The sequence below is a fragment of the Paraburkholderia sp. PAMB 6770 genome (genome assembly GCF_057748135.1).
The window spans coordinates 520,929-536,504 of record NZ_CM173239.1 but is presented as its reverse complement, the minus strand read 5'-3'; the positions used below and the strand labels follow the sequence as shown (position 1 = coordinate 536,504).

Genomic DNA, 15,576 nt, shown 5'->3' with positions numbered 1-15,576 from the left:
ACATCATGAGCGTCATCGACCAGAACACGACTTTTCGCGGCTACCGCCGCAACAACGGACGCGCCGGCGTGCGCAACCACGTCATCATCCTGCCGGTGGACGATCTGTCGAATGCCGCGGCGCAGGCCGTCGAGAACAGTATCAAGGGGACCATGGCCGTGCCCCATCCGTACGGCCGCCTGCAGTTCGGCGCGGACCTCGACCTCCATTTCCGCACGCTGATCGGGGCTGGTTGCAACCCCAACGTCGCAGCCGTCGTCGTGATCGGTATCGAGGAAGGCTGGACGAAGCGCGTCGTCGACGGCATCGCGAAGTCGGGCAAGCCCGTGATCGGCTTCGGCATCGAGCTGCACGGCGACCATGACACAATCTTGCGCGCCTCGAAAGCCGCCAGGGAAATGGTGCAGTACGCCACCTCGCTTGAGCGCGAGGATTGCCCGATCGCCGACCTGTGGGTCTCGACGAAGTGCGGAGAGTCGGATACGACCTCGGGATGCGGAGCAAACCCCACTGTCGGCAACGCCTTCGACAAGCTCTATGGGCTTGGCACGACCCTCGTCTTCGGCGAGACCTCGGAGCTGACGGGCGGCGAGCAGATCGTCGCGGCCCGCTGCGCGAACGAACAGGTGCGCGAGCGCTTCCAGTTCATGTTCGACCGCTATCAGGACATGATCAACCGCTGGAAAACGGACGACCTCTCGGAGTCTCAGCCGACCAAGGGCAACATCGCGGGCGGATTGACGACGATCGAAGAGAAGGCGCTGGGCAACATCCAGAAGATTGGCAAGAAGTGCCGCGTCGACGGCGTGCTCGACAAGGCCGAGGCGCCGACGGGGCCGGGCCTGTGGTTCATGGACTCGTCGTCGGCGGCCGCCGAGATGGTCACGCTGTGTGCGGCTTCGGGCTTCGCGGTGCATTTCTTCCCGACAGGACAAGGCAACGTGATCGGCAACCCGATCGTGCCGGTGATCAAGATCTGCGCGAACCCGCGCACAGTGCGCACGATGAGCGAGCACATCGACGTCGACGTGTCGGGGCTGCTGCAGCGCGAACAGAATCTTGATCACGCGGGCGACGGACTGCTGGAGTCGATGCTCGCGACGATCAACGGACGCTGGACTGCGGCCGAGACGCTTGGCCATAGGGAGTTTGTCTTGACCCGTCTATTCGAAAGCGCTTAAGCGCCTTAAAGGGGCAGCGGGCTCCCGGCCCCTTGCCAATCGAAAGCCATGAGGAGACAGCATGAAACAAGAGTTGATCATCCGAAGCGCAAAGGACGTTTCGGACTTTGTCGATGAGCACCCCGGAGGCCGCTCGACCCTCCTGATCGTCATGATTGCCCTCGGCGGCGTTTTCGTCGACGCCTACGACTTCACTAGCCTGGGTATCGGTGTTCCGGCGCTCACGAAGACCTTCGGGCTCAGCCCGATCGAGGTAGGGAGCGTCACGGGCATGATGGCAATTGGTGCTTTCGTGGGCGCCATCTGGGGAGGCAAGGCAACGGACAAGGTCGGTCGGTACAAGATGTTTCTGGTTGACCTGATTCTGCTCGTTGTGGCCGCGCTCGGTGCTGCGCTTTCCGTCAACCTGCCAATGCTGCTCGTTTTCAGATTTCTCCTCGGCCTTGGCGTGGGTCTCGACTTCCCGGTGGCACTGAGCTTCATCGCCGAGTTTGTCAACAAGCGCAAGCGCGGTGCCGGTGTCAATCTGTGGCAGTTGATGTGGTACGTTGCCGCATCGTGCACCGGATTGATCATCGTTCCTTTCTATCTTGGCGGCTTTGGCAACGACCTATGGCGAGTCGCAGTCGGTTTCGGTGCGCTGCCTGCCCTGATCATCCTGATTCTGCGCTTCAAGTATGTCAAAGAGAGTGCGCCGTGGGCAGCGCAGAATCTGGGGCTCGCCGAGGCAGCCCGCATTCTCGAGGCCACCTACAAGATCAAGACGCGTGTCATGCTGGACGCCCCCCGGCGCGCCCCAAAGACGCGCGATCCGGCAACCTTCGGTGAGATCTTCACGTCCCGGTTCATCAAGCGCACCCTCCTCGTATCCGTGATTTGCGCAACGCAGAGCCTTGAGTATTTCGCGATTGGATTCAACCTCCCGTCGATTTCCCAGGCACTGTTCGGCAGGGAGTTCATCAACGCCATCCTCGGCGCAATCGCATTCAACGCGTTCGGGATTGCGGGTGCACTGCTAGGTGTTGCAGTGACGAAGAGAATGGGCGCAAGGAAGATGGCAATTGCGGGCTATATGCTTGTGCTGCTCTCCTTGCTTGCCCTGTTCAGGCTGCACGACACGCTGCCCAGTGGATACATGGGCCTGCTTGTCGGTCTGATGATCTTCGGTCACGCGTTTGGACCCGGCGCCCAGGGGATGACCATGGCTGCGCTGTCCTACCCTACACGTATCCGGGGAGTCGGTACGGGCTGGGGACAAGGCATGGTCCGCGTGGGCAGCATCACGGGGTTCTACTTCTTTCCTCTGCTCGTCGCATCAGTGGGCTTCTACAACATGATCGGCTTTCTGATGCTCGCCCCCGCGCTCGGACTGGTCGCCGCGCTCCTGATCAAATGGGAACCGGTTGGGGCAGCTATCGAGGAGAGCGACGAGCAACACCGTGCGGACGCGGTCCTGAAAGGAAACATTTAATAGACTCCGGCATGAGGATTACGCAATAAGTTCTCGTTTTGTGGAGACGAATCCTGGCCGTTCCCAGGCCCTCATGCCGCGATCGACGCGCCCCGTATCGCCCCTGTCGCTCACAGCCGTTTGTGGCGCTCAAAGCCGGTGTCCATCCGAGCCCGTCGGCTGGAGTGCGGCCGGCATCGGCCTCGTTCCCGGCTACGCGCGCATCGGCGTATTCGCACCCGCGCTGCTCGTGTTGCTGCGCCTCGCGCAAGGCTTCTTTCTCGCGGGCGAATTGCCGTGCTCGATCACGTACGTCGTCGAAGAGATGCCGCAGCGCGCGAGCCTTGTCGGCGGCCTCGTCGTGTTCTGCATCAATTCAGGTGTACTTACGGCAACGCTGATGAGCCTTGCACTGCACGCGACGCTCGACGCCTCCGACGTCATGACGTATGGCTGGCGCATCGCGTTCGTGTTTGGCGGAGTGATCGGGCTGCTCTCGTACTGGCTGCGCACATCGCTCGAAGAGTCTGCGGAATTCCAGCGCCTGCGCAGTCACAAGGCCAGCCGCCCGTTCCGCACGGTGCTGGCCACGTTTGCGTGGCAGGTTGCGGCGGGCGTGGGTGTGGCGGGCGTCGTCAACGCCGCGATCGCTAAAAAGACACCGGAAAGCCGCGGCTCGCACCGGATTCCGGCAGATGTCCCCGGATCATCAATTCCCCCCGAACCCTTGTGGGCTGTGACCTGGACGGATTCCCTCGCACCTCGGCAGAACACACCGGGAACCATCACAATTCGTTTAACTTTCCGTGAGGACTTCGGTATCGCGGCCGCTCTACGCTGCGTCATACGCGTTCCCCGAACCGTTTTCAGGAGTCCACCATGCAGAACCGCAGACGCTTCCTGTTCGCCGGCGGCGCCAGCCTCGCCGCACTCGCCGCGTTCGGCACCGCCGGCCGCCGCGCGCTGGTCGGCGGCGCGTTCGCCGCCCAGCCGTCCGCCGCGCCGGCCGAACACTTCGCCGTCACGCACAGCGCCGCCGAATGGCGGCGGCTTCTGACGCCCGCGCAATACGAGATCCTGCGCGAAGCCGGTACCGAGCGGCCGTTCAGCAGCCCGCTGCTCGACGAACACCGCACCGGCGTGTTCGCCTGCGCGGGCTGCGCGCAGCCGCTCTTTTCTTCGCGCACGAAGTTCGACAGCCACACCGGCTGGCCAAGCTTCTGGGCGCCGCTCGACCACGCGGTCGAGACCCGGATGGACACGTCGTTCGGGATGGTGCGCAGCGAGGTGCACTGCAGCCGCTGCGGCGGCCACCTCGGCCACGTGTTCGACGACGGCCCGCGTCCCACCGGCCTGCGCTACTGCATGAACGGCCTCGCGCTCGTGTTTCACCCGTCGGCCGCCTGAGGCGCCGCGCCACGTCTGGAGCGATCCATGCTACTCGTCGTTCTCGCCTATCTCGGCGGCGTGCTCACGATCCTGAGCCCATGCATCCTGCCCGTGCTGCCGTTCGTGTTCGCGCGCGCCGACCAGCCGTTCGCGCGCACCGGCCTGCCGCTGCTGCTCGGCATGGGGCTCACGTTCGCGGCCGTCGCGACGCTCGCCGCGGTCGGCGGCGGCTGGGTCGCGCAGGCCAACGAGGCCGGCCGCTGGGCCGCCATCGCGCTGCTCGTGGTTTTCGGCATCACGCTGCTGATGCCGCGCCTCGCCGAGCATCTGACGCGCCCGCTCGTCGCGCTCGGCAACCGGCTCACCGGCCTTGCGCAGCGCGACGGGCGGCCGGCCGGACCGCTGTCGTCGTTCGTGCTCGGCATCGCCACCGGGTTGCTGTGGGCGCCGTGCGCGGGCCCGATCCTCGGCCTCGTGCTGACGGGCGCCGCGCTGCGCGGCGCGAGCATCGGCACGACGCTGCTGCTCGTCGCGTATGCGGCCGGCGCGGCGACCTCGCTCGCCGTCGCGCTGCTGATCGGCGGCAAGGTGTTCGCCGCGATGAAGCGCTCGCTCGGCGCGGGCGAATGGATCCGGCGCGGCATCGGTGCGACGATGCTCGCCGGCGTCGCCGCCATCGCGCTCGGCCTCGATACCGGCGTGCTCGCCCAGGTGTCGACGGTGGCGACGGGGGGCCTCGAAACGCATCTGATCGACCGCCTCGCGCCGCATGCGCAATCGGCGTCGATGCCGGTTGCCGACCGCAGCGGCGCCGGGTCGTCCGGCCAGAACGGCACGCCGCAGGCCGCCATGACGATGGCCGCCGGCACGCACGGCGCCGACGGCCCCGCGATGAACGGCGCCGGTGCGATGAACGGCGCCGGTGGCATGAACGACACCAGCGCAACGAGCGCAGCCGGCGCGACGCCGATGAACGCGCCCCCGGCAAGCGCGCTGCCCACGGCAAACGACCCGCGTGCGCAGGCGCTCGTGCAGGCGCGCCTCGCGACGGCCGCGGCGCTGCCGGTCGAGGGCGTGCTGCCGTCGCTCGACGGCGCGGTGCAGTGGCTGAACTCGCCGCCGCTGACGGCGGCCGGCCTGCGCGGCAAGGTCGTGCTCGTCGATTTCTGGACCTACTCGTGCATCAACTGTCTGCGCACGCTGCCCTACGTGAACGCCTGGGCCCGCAAGTACAAGGATCTCGGGCTGGTGGTGATCGGCGTGCATGCACCGGAGTTTCCGTTCGAGCGCGACATCCCGAACGTGCGCAAGGCGGTGCACGACCTCGGCATCGACTATCCGGTCGCGATCGACAACCGCTACGCGATCTGGCGCGCGTTCGGCAACGAATACTGGCCCGCGCACTACTTCATCGACGCGCAAGGCCGGATCCGCGACCACCATTTCGGCGAGGGCGACTACGCGCAATCGGAGAAGGTGATCCAGGCGCTGCTCGTCGCGGCGGGCCATCCGCAGGCGGCCAGCGTGCCGCTCGGGCTGGACGGCACGCATGCGACGGGCGTCGAAGCCGCGGCCGACGACGCCGACATGCTGTCGCCGGAGACCTACATCGGCTACGCGCGCGCGGACGATTTCGTGTCGCCCGGCGGCGAGGTGCAGAACGCGACGCATCGCTACGCCGCGCCGCCGCGCCTCGCGCTGAACGACTGGGGACTCGCCGGCGCGTGGAAGGTCGGCGCGCAGCAGGCGACGCTCGATGCGCCGGGCGGCCGGATTGTCTACCGCTTCCATGCGCGCGACCTGCATCTCGTGCTCGGCCCGGGCGCGGACGGCAAGCCCGTGCGCTTTCGCGTGATGCTCGACGGCGCGGCCCCCGGCGCCGCGCACGGCACCGATACCGACGCGCAAGGCTACGGCACCGTGACCGGACAGCGTCTGTACCAGTTGATCCGCCAGGACGGCACGATCGCGAACCGGACGTTTTCGATCGAGTTCCTCGATCCGGGGGTGAATGCCTATTCGTTCACGTTTGGGTAAGAAGGGCGGCGAACCAACCCGGCGCCGTTCAGCCGAGCGCTTGCGCGACCCGCTCGCGCAGCGTCGGCAGCACATCGGCCTCGAACCACGGATTGCGTTTGAACCAGGCGACATTGCGCGGCGACGGGTGCGGCAGCGGCATCACCTGCGGGCCGAAGTCGCGCCAGCGCCGCAGCGTATCGGTCAACGTCGGACCATACGCGGCACCGAGTCCGAACCGCTGTGCGTACTGTCCGACCAGCACCGTGAGCCGGACCGCGCGCATCTGCGCGAGCAGATCGCGGTGCCAGCGGGCCGCGCATTCGGGCCGTGGCGGCAGGTCGCCGCTTGCGCCACGGCCTGGAAAGCAGAACCCCATCGGCACGAGCGCACATTGCGCGGCGTCGTAAAAGGTGGCGTCGTCGACGCCAAGCCAGCGCCGCAGGCGCGCGCCGCTCGCGTCGCTCCACGGCACGCCTGACGCATGCACCCGCGCGCCGGGCGCCTGGCCGACGATCAGGATCCTCGCATGCGCGGACGCCGCGAGCACCGGCCGGGGCCCATGCGCGAGAAACGGCGCGCAGATCGTGCAGGCGCGAATCTCGCGCAACAGCGCGTCCAGGGTAAGCGTGGGGGGAACAGGAGGCATGTCGACGCTTCGCCGCAGCGCGTCAGCTTGCGCGGACCGTCGTCCACGCGCCGGTGCGCGCCGACTCGAAAACGGCATCGAGCACGTGCAGATTGGCCAGCGCATCTTCCAGCGGAATCGCCTGCGGCTCGCCGTTCAGGATCGCTTCCGCGAACACCGCCGCGGCGACGCCATACTGGTCGCACACGGGCAGCTCGACCCGGCGCTGCGTCGCGACGCCATCAGGCGTGTGCCCGCTCACCAGCAAACCGGTCGGCCGGTCGTTCGGCGCATTGAATGGAATCTCGACTTCGATGCTCCCGTTCGTCCCATGAAACTGCATCCGCTGGTAGGGATGGATCTGGGTGGAATAGAAAAAGCTGGCCTGCACGCCGTCGAAGTCCATCAGCACGGAGCCGAGCCGGTCCACCTCGAACACCGGATCCTGCTCCATCAGCGCCACGACCCGCTTCGGCTCGCACCGCGTCACGAAGCGCGACAGCGTGACCGGATAGCAGCCGATATCGAGCAGCCCGCCGCCGCCCAGTTCGCTCTGGTTGCGGATATCGTGCGGGTTCGTGTTGTAGTACGTGAAGCCGCCGGTCACCGCGCGCAATGCGCCAATCGTGCCTTCGTCGATCAGGCTGCGCACTGTCAGCCATTGCGGATGCGTGCGCACCATGAACGCTTCCTGGATGGAGCGGCCGCTGCTGTCGCGTGCCGCGATGAGCCGTTCGACCTGGCGGGCATCGAGCCCGACCGGCTTCTCGCACAGCACGTGCTTGCCCGCCTCGACAGCCTTGATCGTCCATTCCACGTGAAGGTGATTGGGCAACGAAATATAGACCGCGTCGATGTCCGGATCCGCGAGGAGCCGCTCATAACCGTCATACGCGACGGCCAGCCCATAGCGCGACGCCGCGTCCCGCGCCTTCTCCAGCGACCGCGACGCGATGCCCTTGACCCGGCACCTGGCCGCATCGCGCATCGGCACGACTACCTTGTCGTTGATCTTCGCGGTGCCGAGGATCCCCCAGACGATTTCATTGCCTGCCATGACGCTCCTTTTTTCCAGTCTGCCGCCCGTCCGATATTCGACGCTCCGCGCAGGCCGCGCGCGTGCGCCTGCGAATCTGCCGTCATGTCAGTTTACACGCGGCGATCGTCGCGCGCGCCGGGGGTTCGGGCCACGCCGGAAGCCCCGGCACAGGACGCCGTCACGCGAGGCTCGCGCGCCAACACCGACCGTCGCGTCGACCGCAATGGGGCCGCGCCGCCCGACCCGACCCGACCCGACAAGGCAGCTCAGCGCTGCGTTGCATGAGCCGCGAGCAACTGCATGTGGCGCGCTTCGGTTTCGTCGTCGGCGGGAAACATGCATTCGAGGCGCAGCTCCTGCGCGGCCACGTTCTGCGGCGCGCCAACGGTCGTCACCATCGAGAAATAGCGCAGCACGACACCTTCGCGGACGAAAGCGAGCGGAATGACCGGCAGGGACGTCGCCGCAGACGACGCGCGCGGCGTCTTCCAGTCGCGCGGCACATCCGGGTACGCGAGCAGTTCGTCGAGCAGATGCCGCGTGCGGTCATCGACCACGTGGCCGACCGATTCACGATGTACCCGCTGCAGCAGGCTTCGCGAGACGGTGTCCCAATCCGCCACGAACGGGCGCATCCGGCGCGGATCGAAGATCAGGTGGAGCATGTTGCGCGGGCCGTCGCGCGCGCTCATGTCGGTGAAGCAGCTGAAAAAGCGCGGCGCCGCGTCATTGGTCATCAGCACATCCCAGTAGCGGTCCATCACGATCGCCGGAAACGGCTCATGCTGGCGAACGACCCGTTCGAGCGCGCGAATCACGCTGTGCATCTCCTGCGCGTTCCACGGCCCCTCTGAATACACGGGCGCATAGCCGGCGGCGAGCAGCAACGCGTTGCGCTCGCGCAGCGGCACGTCGAGTGTCTGCGCGAGCGCGAGCAGCGTGTCGCGGCCCGGCACGCTGCGCCCGCTTTCGATGAAGCTGACCTGCCGCTGCGAAATGCCTGCCTCCAGCGACAGATCGAGCTGGCTCACGCCACGCACACCGCGCCAGTACCGCAGCAGATCGCCCAGTTCGCCCGGCCGCGCTTTCGGATCGCTGACGGTGGCGTTCATCGGATCTCCTTTATCGGGTTTGACGAACCGCGCAGGGTCAGCGCGCGGGCGCTTCCCACGCGAACGCCTCGAACTGCGCTTCGAGCGCCGGCCGGGTCACGCTGCCGGTATAGTTCGTAATGGTTGAGGCCGCAACCACCGCGATCACTTCGAGGGCCTGCTCGGCGCTGAACCCTGCGTCGAGGAAGCGCTGCTGGTCCGCTGCGTCGAGACGCCCGCGCTTTTCGATCAGCGTGCGCGCGAGCGCCGACAGAGCGGCCAGGCCGGCATCGCGCGGCAGCGCGCCGTGCCGGATCGCCTCGACGTCGGCCTGCGGCACGCCCTCGTGCAACGCGAGCGCCGTGTGAAACGCGACGGCCCACTCGCACGCATTCGTGACCGCGTTGGTCAGCAACAGCGTCTGAATCTGCGGCTCGGTCAGGCTGCTCGCATGCACGCGCTGAAACAGGCCGATGAATCCGTTGATCAGCGTCGGCGACGCAGCCATCTTCGCGGCGATGTTCGGGATCAGGCCAAACGCCTGGTGCAGTTGCTGGAGCACGGGTTTCGATTGCGCAGGCGCGGAGTCGATCGTGTGGACAGGATAGGTGAACATGGTAACTCCCCGGCGATGAGCGCCACCGGAATGGCGACGCGACAGGCAAAGCGTAGAGGCGCCCGCGCCGCGCGCCAATTACATCGCATGTAATCGCCGCGCCATTCAGGGCGTCGGCGCCGGCGACGGGGCCGGCGGCCGCCGTCATCGCGCCGCCCGGGCCGCATGGCCCCGCTTCTCACAGGTTGGGAAGCGGCGCGGGCGGCATGCCACATCGGGATGACGGGCCGCGGGACGGTCATCCGGGCGGATTATCATAGGCGCTCGGGCCGGCCATCCCTTGATGAAGCGCTTAACGAACGGCTTGCGGAAAGGCGTTGCAGGAAGCCCCGCTCCGGCAAGCCTGCGGATTCCGTATGACACGCGCCGGATATCCCGGTATCGTAGGCACGCGGTTCGACGGCAGGACGCTTGGGATTGGCCCCGGCAGATGCGAAGCAGGCGATCTCAGTCGACTGAAGTCATGTGATCCGAATCGGGCGGTTGTGGTGACGCGTGATTGAATAGCCCCCTTGGAGGGATTCTCAAAGCCGGCTACGTGCCGCCGCAGGTGAAGCGAATTGCACAAGAAAGAGAATCGGATCCATCGCCTCCTGACGGCGATGCAACTCGAACTGACGGGCGCTCACGTTGCCGTCGCCGCTGGAATCGCCGTCGCGCTTGCCATGATCGGCTTGTGCGCGACGGTGCTTTACCAGAGCCGCCTCGATGCGCTCGAACGCGCGACCGATGCCTCGCGCAACGTCGCGCTGATCGCCGAGCGCGACATCGAACGCAACTTCGAGCTGTACGCGCTGTCGCTACAGGCGGTGGTCGATGGCTTACAACGCGCCGACGTGATGGCGCTGCCGCCGAACCTGCGCCGTGAAGTCCTGTTCGACCGCGCGGCCACGGCCCAATACCTCGGGTCGATCCTCGTGCTGGACGCACACGGAAATATCGTCATGGATGCCGGCAACGACGTGCCGAGGAAGGCCAACTTCTCGGACCGCCGGTACTTCACGATCCAGCGCGATCACCCGGATATCGGGCTGTACGTGAGCGACCCGTACCGCTCGCGGCTGCGCGGCGGCGCACCGAGCATTGCGCTCAGCCGGCGGCTCGTGAATCGGGACGGGTCGTTTGCCGGCATCGTGATGGTGGCGGTCAACCTTGCGTACTTTCATCATCTGTTCGCGGGCCTGTCGCTGGGTCCGCACGGGTCGGTCGCGCTGATCGGCACGGACGGCGTCATGCTGATGCGCCAGCCCTACGACCCCCGGATTCCGGGGCGCAATATCGGTGCGGCCACAACGTTCCAGCATTTCCTGACGGCTCCGGACGGCAATTTCTTCGACACCTCGTCCATCGACGGTGTGCGGCGGCTGTACTACTTCAGAAAATTTCCTCACCTCCCGCTGATCATCATGGTCGCCGAGGCGACGCAGGACGTCTACGCGGCATGGCGAAAGCGCGCGCTGACGATCGGCTCGCTGATGATCGTGTTCGGCGCCGCGTTCGTCATCCTCACGCTGATGCTCGGCGTGCAGCTGAGAAAGCGGATGCGCGCGGAATCCGAACTGCAGCTGCTCGCCCGCACCGACGGCCTGACCGGCTTGAACAACCGCCGCACGCTCGGCGAGATTCTCGATCAGGAGTGGCGCCGGGCGAAGCGCACGCGCAGCGTGTTTTCGCTGCTGTTCGTCGACATCGACTGGTTCAAGGCGTACAACGACACATACGGTCATCAGGCGGGCGATGAGACGCTGGCCGCGGTCGCCCGGTGCATCGGCGAGAATATCCGCCGTCCCGGCGATAGCGCGGCCCGCTATGGCGGCGAGGAGTTCGTCGTCGTTCTGCCGAATACCGCCGCGGACGGAGCGGCCGGCGTCGCGGAGAAAATCCGCACGGCGATCAACGAACTCGCGATCGAACATGCCGGCAGCGAGTTCCGGCGCGTGACCGCGAGCATCGGTGCGGCCACCTGGGAACCCGGCCAGGACGCCGACGTGACCACCGTGATCCGCGCGGCGGACGAGGCGCTATACGACGCGAAGACGCGCGGCCGCAACCGGGTGGCGCAGTCCGACGCGCTCACCGCGTAATGCGGGCCTCCGCCCGGCCCGCACAGCGCCCGCCTGACATCCTTCGTGCGCTCCCATCCCGCAACACACCATCCCGCACCGCCCCGCCACCGGCCGCGGCGGCGCGTGGCATTCACTGCTGAGGCCCGCCCCATGTTCATCGTCGATCTGACCTATCTCGTCCCGCTCGAACGCATCGACGCGTCGCTCGACGCACATCGCGCGTTCCTCGCCCGTCATTTCGACGCAGGCGTGCTGATCGCGTCCGGTCCCAAGGTGCCGCGCGAAGGCGGCGTCCTGCTCGCGCACGGCGTCGATCGCGCCCAGCTCGACGCCATCCTCGCCACCGATCCGTTCGCGGTCGAAGGCCTCGCGCGCTACACCGTCACCGAATTCACAGCCAGCCGGCTCGCGCCAGGACTCGACCTGCCGGTCCCGGGCGCACCGCGCGGCTGAGAGGCGCGCGCGAGCCGGCGGCCGCCGCGTTTCGATTTACAATCGCCACGCCGCGCACGCGGGCCGCACCCGCCCGAGCGCTACCCGCATCCACAGGAACCCCCTTGGTCGCCAAACCCGCCGAACCCCGCCGCCTGTATCTGCAGATCGCCGACAAGCTGCGCGCGTTGATCGACACGCCGGACTTCACGTGCAACGGACGCCTGCCGTCCGAGCGCGCGCTCGCCGAGCGGCTCGGCGTCTCGCGGCCCTCGGTGCGCGAGGCGCTCGTCGTGCTGGAACTGGAAGGGCGTGTCGAGATCCGGATGGGTTCCGGCGTCTACGTGTGTGCCGCCGCAGGCGCCACGCCGCACGGCGCGCCGCCCGAGGCGGAACTGGGCGACAGCCTCGTCGACATCATGAATGCGCGCGCGGTGCTCGAAGGCGCGATCGCCGCACACGTCGCGGCGTTCTGCACGCCGAAAGCGCTGAAGGCGTTACGCGCGATCTATCAGACGATGGAGCGCGAAGTCCGGGCCGGGCACATTCCGGATGCGGTCGACCGCGCGTTCCACGTCGCGATTGCACAGATGACGGGCAACGAGATCCTCGTGCAGACCGTCGGCGCGCTGTTCGACAAGCGCCATGCGCCGCTGTCGTCGAAGCTGCGCGATCACTTCGAAAGCGAGACCACGTGGCTCGCCGCGCTCGGCGAACATCGCGACATCCTCGAAGCGCTCGAAGCCCACGACGCGATCCAGGCGCAGGCCGCGATGCAGCGGCATCTGAAGGTCTCGCTCGAACGCGTGATGGCGCGCCGCAAGCTGACCTGACGCCGCGCGCGGCCGCGCCGCTAGAACCGGTCCGCCCGAAACGGCAGCGGATCGATGAACGCCGGGGCACCCGTCATCATGTCCGCGATCAGCCGGCCCGTCACCGGCCCCAGCGTGAGGCCATGATGCGCATGGCCGAACGCGAACCAGAGCGTGTCATGCCGGGGCGCCGCGCCGATGATGGGCAGCATGTCCGGGGTGCACGGCCGGCTGCCGAGCCAGGGCTGCGCATCGACACGCTCGCCGAGCGGAAACAGCGCGCGCGCAAGCGGCTCGACCGCATCGAGCTGCACCGGGGTCTTGCCGGTGTCGCGCAATCCGAGCTCGACGCCGGTCGTGAGCCGGATGCCCCGCACCATCGGCGTAATCAGATAACCCGCTTCGGCATCGAGCACCGGCTGGTTCAGCCGCGCGCCGTCTCGTGCTGCGTAATGCATGTGATAGCCGCGCTTCGCGGCGAGCGGCAGCGCGTAGCCGAAGCGGGCCGCCAGTTCGCCGGACCACGGTCCGAGCGCAATCACCGCATGGTCCGCCTCGACCTCGCCGGCCTCCGTCATCACGCGCCAGGAGGGCGCAAGCGTGAGGGCGTCGCCGCGCAGCACGCGGCCGCCGAGTTGCTCGAACAGTTTCGCGTACGCGGTCACGAGGCCGTTCGGGTCGCTGACCGAATCGGACTGCGTGAAGCGCACCGCGCCCGCCAGCGCGCGGCTCAGCGCGGGCTCGGCGGCAGCCAGCGCGGCGCCGTCGAGCGCTTCGTATGCGACGCCGTACTCCGTCTGCCAGCGCCGCGCATCCGCGAGCGCCGCCTGCATCCTCGCGGGCGTGCGGAACACCTTGATCCAGCCGCCGGTGCGCAGCAACGCGCGCGCGCCGGCCGCGTCCACCAGCACACGATGCTCGGTCACGCAATGCTCGATCAGCGTCGCGTACGCGCGCGCGATCGTCGCATGCCGGTCGGCGCGCGAATGGTGCCAGTAGCGGTAAAGAAACGGCAGCAGCTTCGGCAGCGCCGCCGGGTGATAGCGCACATCCGTCTCGCGATTGCGCGCGTAGCGCACGAGCGAGGCCAGATCGCGCGGAAACGCATACGGGTACACGCCCTCGCGCTGGATCAGCCCGGCATTGCCGAACGACGTTTCGTTGCCCGGTGCCTTGCGATCGACGAGCGCGACCGCGAGGCCGCGCCGCTGCAGTTGCAGCGCCACGCAGGTGCCGACAATGCCGCCGCCCAGCACGATCGCGTCGACTTTCATCGGGTCCTCTCCTCGAAGCGGCGTGCCTGCCCGCCCATCGCTGCGGTACGCGTCGTCATACCGTCGGAAGACTGCCGGCGTGCGCGCCCGCCGCGTGATCGAGAGGCGGCGCCGTGACGATCGACGTCAGCGCCGGATCGGGTTGCGCAAGGCGCGCGAGGTCGGGGCGCGGGCGGCGCAGCATCGGCGACGCGGCGAACGCGGTTTCGAGTGCGCGCGACACCGCGAGCGTTTTCAGATCGCCACGGAACGGCCCGACAATCTGCAAGCCGAACGGCATGCCCGCATGGTCCACGCCGCACGGCAGCGCGAGCGCGGGATGCGTGGTCAGCGTGACCACATACGTGAGCGCGAGCCAGCGATAGTAGTTCTCCTGCCGCCGGCCATCGACCTCGGCCGCGTACAGCTCGGTCCACGGAAACGGCGAGACCGGCGTGGTCGGCGAAACGATCACGTCGTAGCGCTCGAACGCGCGCTGGAAACGCTGGAAGATACGCGTTTGCTCGGCTTGCGCCCACGCACTGTCGGCGAGCGTCATCTTCGCGCCCATCTCGTAGTTGGCGCGCGTATTCGGACCGAGTGCGCCGGGGTCGCGCGCATAGATCGACTGCAGGCCCGCCACGAAGCTCTCCGCTCGAATCACGTCGAAGCAGCGGTGCGCATCGCCGAAATCGAACGCAACCGGCTCGCAGGTATGCACGATCCGCGCAAGTTCCGCGATGCGCGCGCGGAACACCGCGCGGATGGAGGCGTCGACGTCGCAGCAGCCGAAGTCTTCGGTATAGCCGATGCGCAGCGTCGCCGGATCGATGCCGCCGGGTGCGACGAACGCAAGCGGATCCACCGCATAGCTGAGCGGATCGCTCGCCGATTCGCCCGCGCTCGCCGCAAGCTGCAGCGCAGTCTCCGCGACGTCGCGGCCCATCGGACCCACCACCGAGATCGGCGTCCATCCGAGCACGCGGCGTGCGTTGGGCACAAGCCCCGGCGACGGACGAAAGCCGACCACGCCGCATTTCGCGGCGGGAATGCGCAGCGAACCGCCCGTGTCGGAGCCGGTGCACACCGGCAGCATGTCGCACGCGAGCGCGACCGCCGAGCCGCCCGACGAGCCGCCCGCGTTCAGCGCCGGATTGAACGGGTTGCCCGTCGCGCCCCACACCGGGTTGCGCGTATTCGCACCCGCGCCGAGTTCCGGCACGTTCGTCTTCGCGACGAGAATCGCGCCGGCCGCACGCAGGCGCTCGACCAGCGTCACGTCGCGCGACGGCACGTGGCCGCGCGACATCGGCGAGCCGTAGGTCGTCAGCAGCCCTGCGGTATCTTCGAGATCCTTCACGCCGAGCGGCAAGCCATGCAGCAGACCGAGCGGCCGGCCCTCCATGACCGCCTGCTCGGCCGCCTTCGCGGCGTCGCGGGCCGCGTCGAAACAGGTGGCCGTGATCGCGTTGACGGCCGGATTCACCGCTTCGATGCGCCCGATGCACGCGTCGAGCAGCTCGACCGGGGAGATCGCCTTCGCGCCGATCAGCCGGCGCAGTTCGACGGCGGACAGACTGACCAGTTCGGCAGGGTCGGACAT

13 protein-coding genes are annotated in these 15,576 nt (G+C 67.7%); 7 read left to right on the top strand and 6 right to left on the bottom strand.

The window, feature by feature from the left end; all coding sequences use genetic code 11:
• Nucleotides 1-5: 5 nt before the first annotated feature.
• From AC3AP7_RS19960 to AC3AP7_RS19945, 4 genes are all read left to right on the top strand, one after another.
• Entirely contained in the window at nt 6-1,181 is a 1,176-nt protein-coding gene (locus tag AC3AP7_RS19960; protein ID WP_487364948.1) for a UxaA family hydrolase, read from the top strand.
• A 61-nt stretch (nt 1,182-1,242) separates the two neighbouring features.
• Complete coding sequence (locus AC3AP7_RS19955; protein ID WP_487364296.1) at nt 1,243-2,652, top strand: MFS transporter; 1,410 nt, start codon at nt 1,243-1,245, stop codon at nt 2,650-2,652.
• An 858-nt stretch (nt 2,653-3,510) separates the two neighbouring features.
• Nucleotides 3,511-4,038, top strand: a complete 528-nt coding sequence (gene msrB / locus AC3AP7_RS19950; RefSeq protein ID WP_487364295.1) for a peptide-methionine (R)-S-oxide reductase MsrB — start codon at nt 3,511-3,513, stop codon at nt 4,036-4,038.
• Between the two features lie 27 nt (nt 4,039-4,065).
• Nucleotides 4,066-6,057 carry a cytochrome c biogenesis protein DipZ gene (locus tag AC3AP7_RS19945; protein WP_487364294.1) on the top strand — a complete coding sequence of 664 codons (1,992 nt, stop codon included), beginning with the start codon at nt 4,066-4,068 and terminating at the stop codon, nt 6,055-6,057.
• A gap of 28 nt (nt 6,058-6,085) precedes the next feature.
• Here the strand turns inward: AC3AP7_RS19945 and AC3AP7_RS19940 are convergent, their stop codons facing one another.
• The 4 genes from AC3AP7_RS19940 to AC3AP7_RS19925 form a co-directional block, all read right to left on the bottom strand.
• Nucleotides 6,086-6,685 (bottom strand): uracil-DNA glycosylase family protein, encoded by a 600-nt coding sequence (locus tag AC3AP7_RS19940; RefSeq protein WP_487364293.1) that lies wholly within the window; start codon nt 6,683-6,685, stop codon nt 6,086-6,088.
• Nucleotides 6,686-6,707: 22 nt separating this feature from the next.
• A complete protein-coding gene (locus AC3AP7_RS19935) occupies nt 6,708-7,721 on the bottom strand; it encodes a Gfo/Idh/MocA family protein (RefSeq protein WP_487364292.1) in 1,014 nt (337 codons plus the stop codon).
• Nucleotides 7,722-7,969: 248 nt separating this feature from the next.
• A complete protein-coding gene (locus AC3AP7_RS19930; RefSeq protein ID WP_487364291.1) occupies nt 7,970-8,815 on the bottom strand; it encodes a helix-turn-helix domain-containing protein in 846 nt (281 codons plus the stop codon).
• A 37-nt stretch (nt 8,816-8,852) separates the two neighbouring features.
• On the bottom strand, nt 8,853-9,410 hold the full coding sequence (locus tag AC3AP7_RS19925) for a carboxymuconolactone decarboxylase family protein (RefSeq protein ID WP_487364290.1): 558 nt from the start codon (nt 9,408-9,410) through the stop codon (nt 8,853-8,855).
• Between the two features lie 602 nt (nt 9,411-10,012).
• Here AC3AP7_RS19925 and AC3AP7_RS19920 point away from each other — a divergent pair.
• From AC3AP7_RS19920 to AC3AP7_RS19910, 3 genes are all read left to right on the top strand, one after another.
• The gene (locus tag AC3AP7_RS19920; protein WP_487364289.1) at nt 10,013-11,494 is read left to right on the top strand and encodes a sensor domain-containing diguanylate cyclase; all 1,482 of its coding nucleotides are present in this window, start codon (nt 10,013-10,015) and stop codon (nt 11,492-11,494) included.
• A 132-nt stretch (nt 11,495-11,626) separates the two neighbouring features.
• A complete protein-coding gene (locus AC3AP7_RS19915) occupies nt 11,627-11,929 on the top strand; it encodes a YciI family protein (RefSeq protein ID WP_487364288.1) in 303 nt (100 codons plus the stop codon).
• A 104-nt stretch (nt 11,930-12,033) separates the two neighbouring features.
• The gene (locus AC3AP7_RS19910; protein ID WP_487364287.1) at nt 12,034-12,741 is read left to right on the top strand and encodes a FadR/GntR family transcriptional regulator; all 708 of its coding nucleotides are present in this window, start codon (nt 12,034-12,036) and stop codon (nt 12,739-12,741) included.
• A gap of 20 nt (nt 12,742-12,761) precedes the next feature.
• Here AC3AP7_RS19910 and AC3AP7_RS19905 read toward each other — a convergent pair whose 3' ends face one another.
• Together AC3AP7_RS19905 and AC3AP7_RS19900 are read right to left on the bottom strand one after the other, a co-directional pair.
• Nucleotides 12,762-13,994 carry an NAD(P)/FAD-dependent oxidoreductase gene (locus AC3AP7_RS19905; protein ID WP_487364286.1) on the bottom strand — a complete coding sequence of 411 codons (1,233 nt, stop codon included), beginning with the start codon at nt 13,992-13,994 and terminating at the stop codon, nt 12,762-12,764.
• A 55-nt stretch (nt 13,995-14,049) separates the two neighbouring features.
• Nucleotides 14,050-15,576 carry an amidase gene (locus tag AC3AP7_RS19900; RefSeq protein ID WP_487364285.1) on the bottom strand — a complete coding sequence of 509 codons (1,527 nt, stop codon included), beginning with the start codon at nt 15,574-15,576 and terminating at the stop codon, nt 14,050-14,052.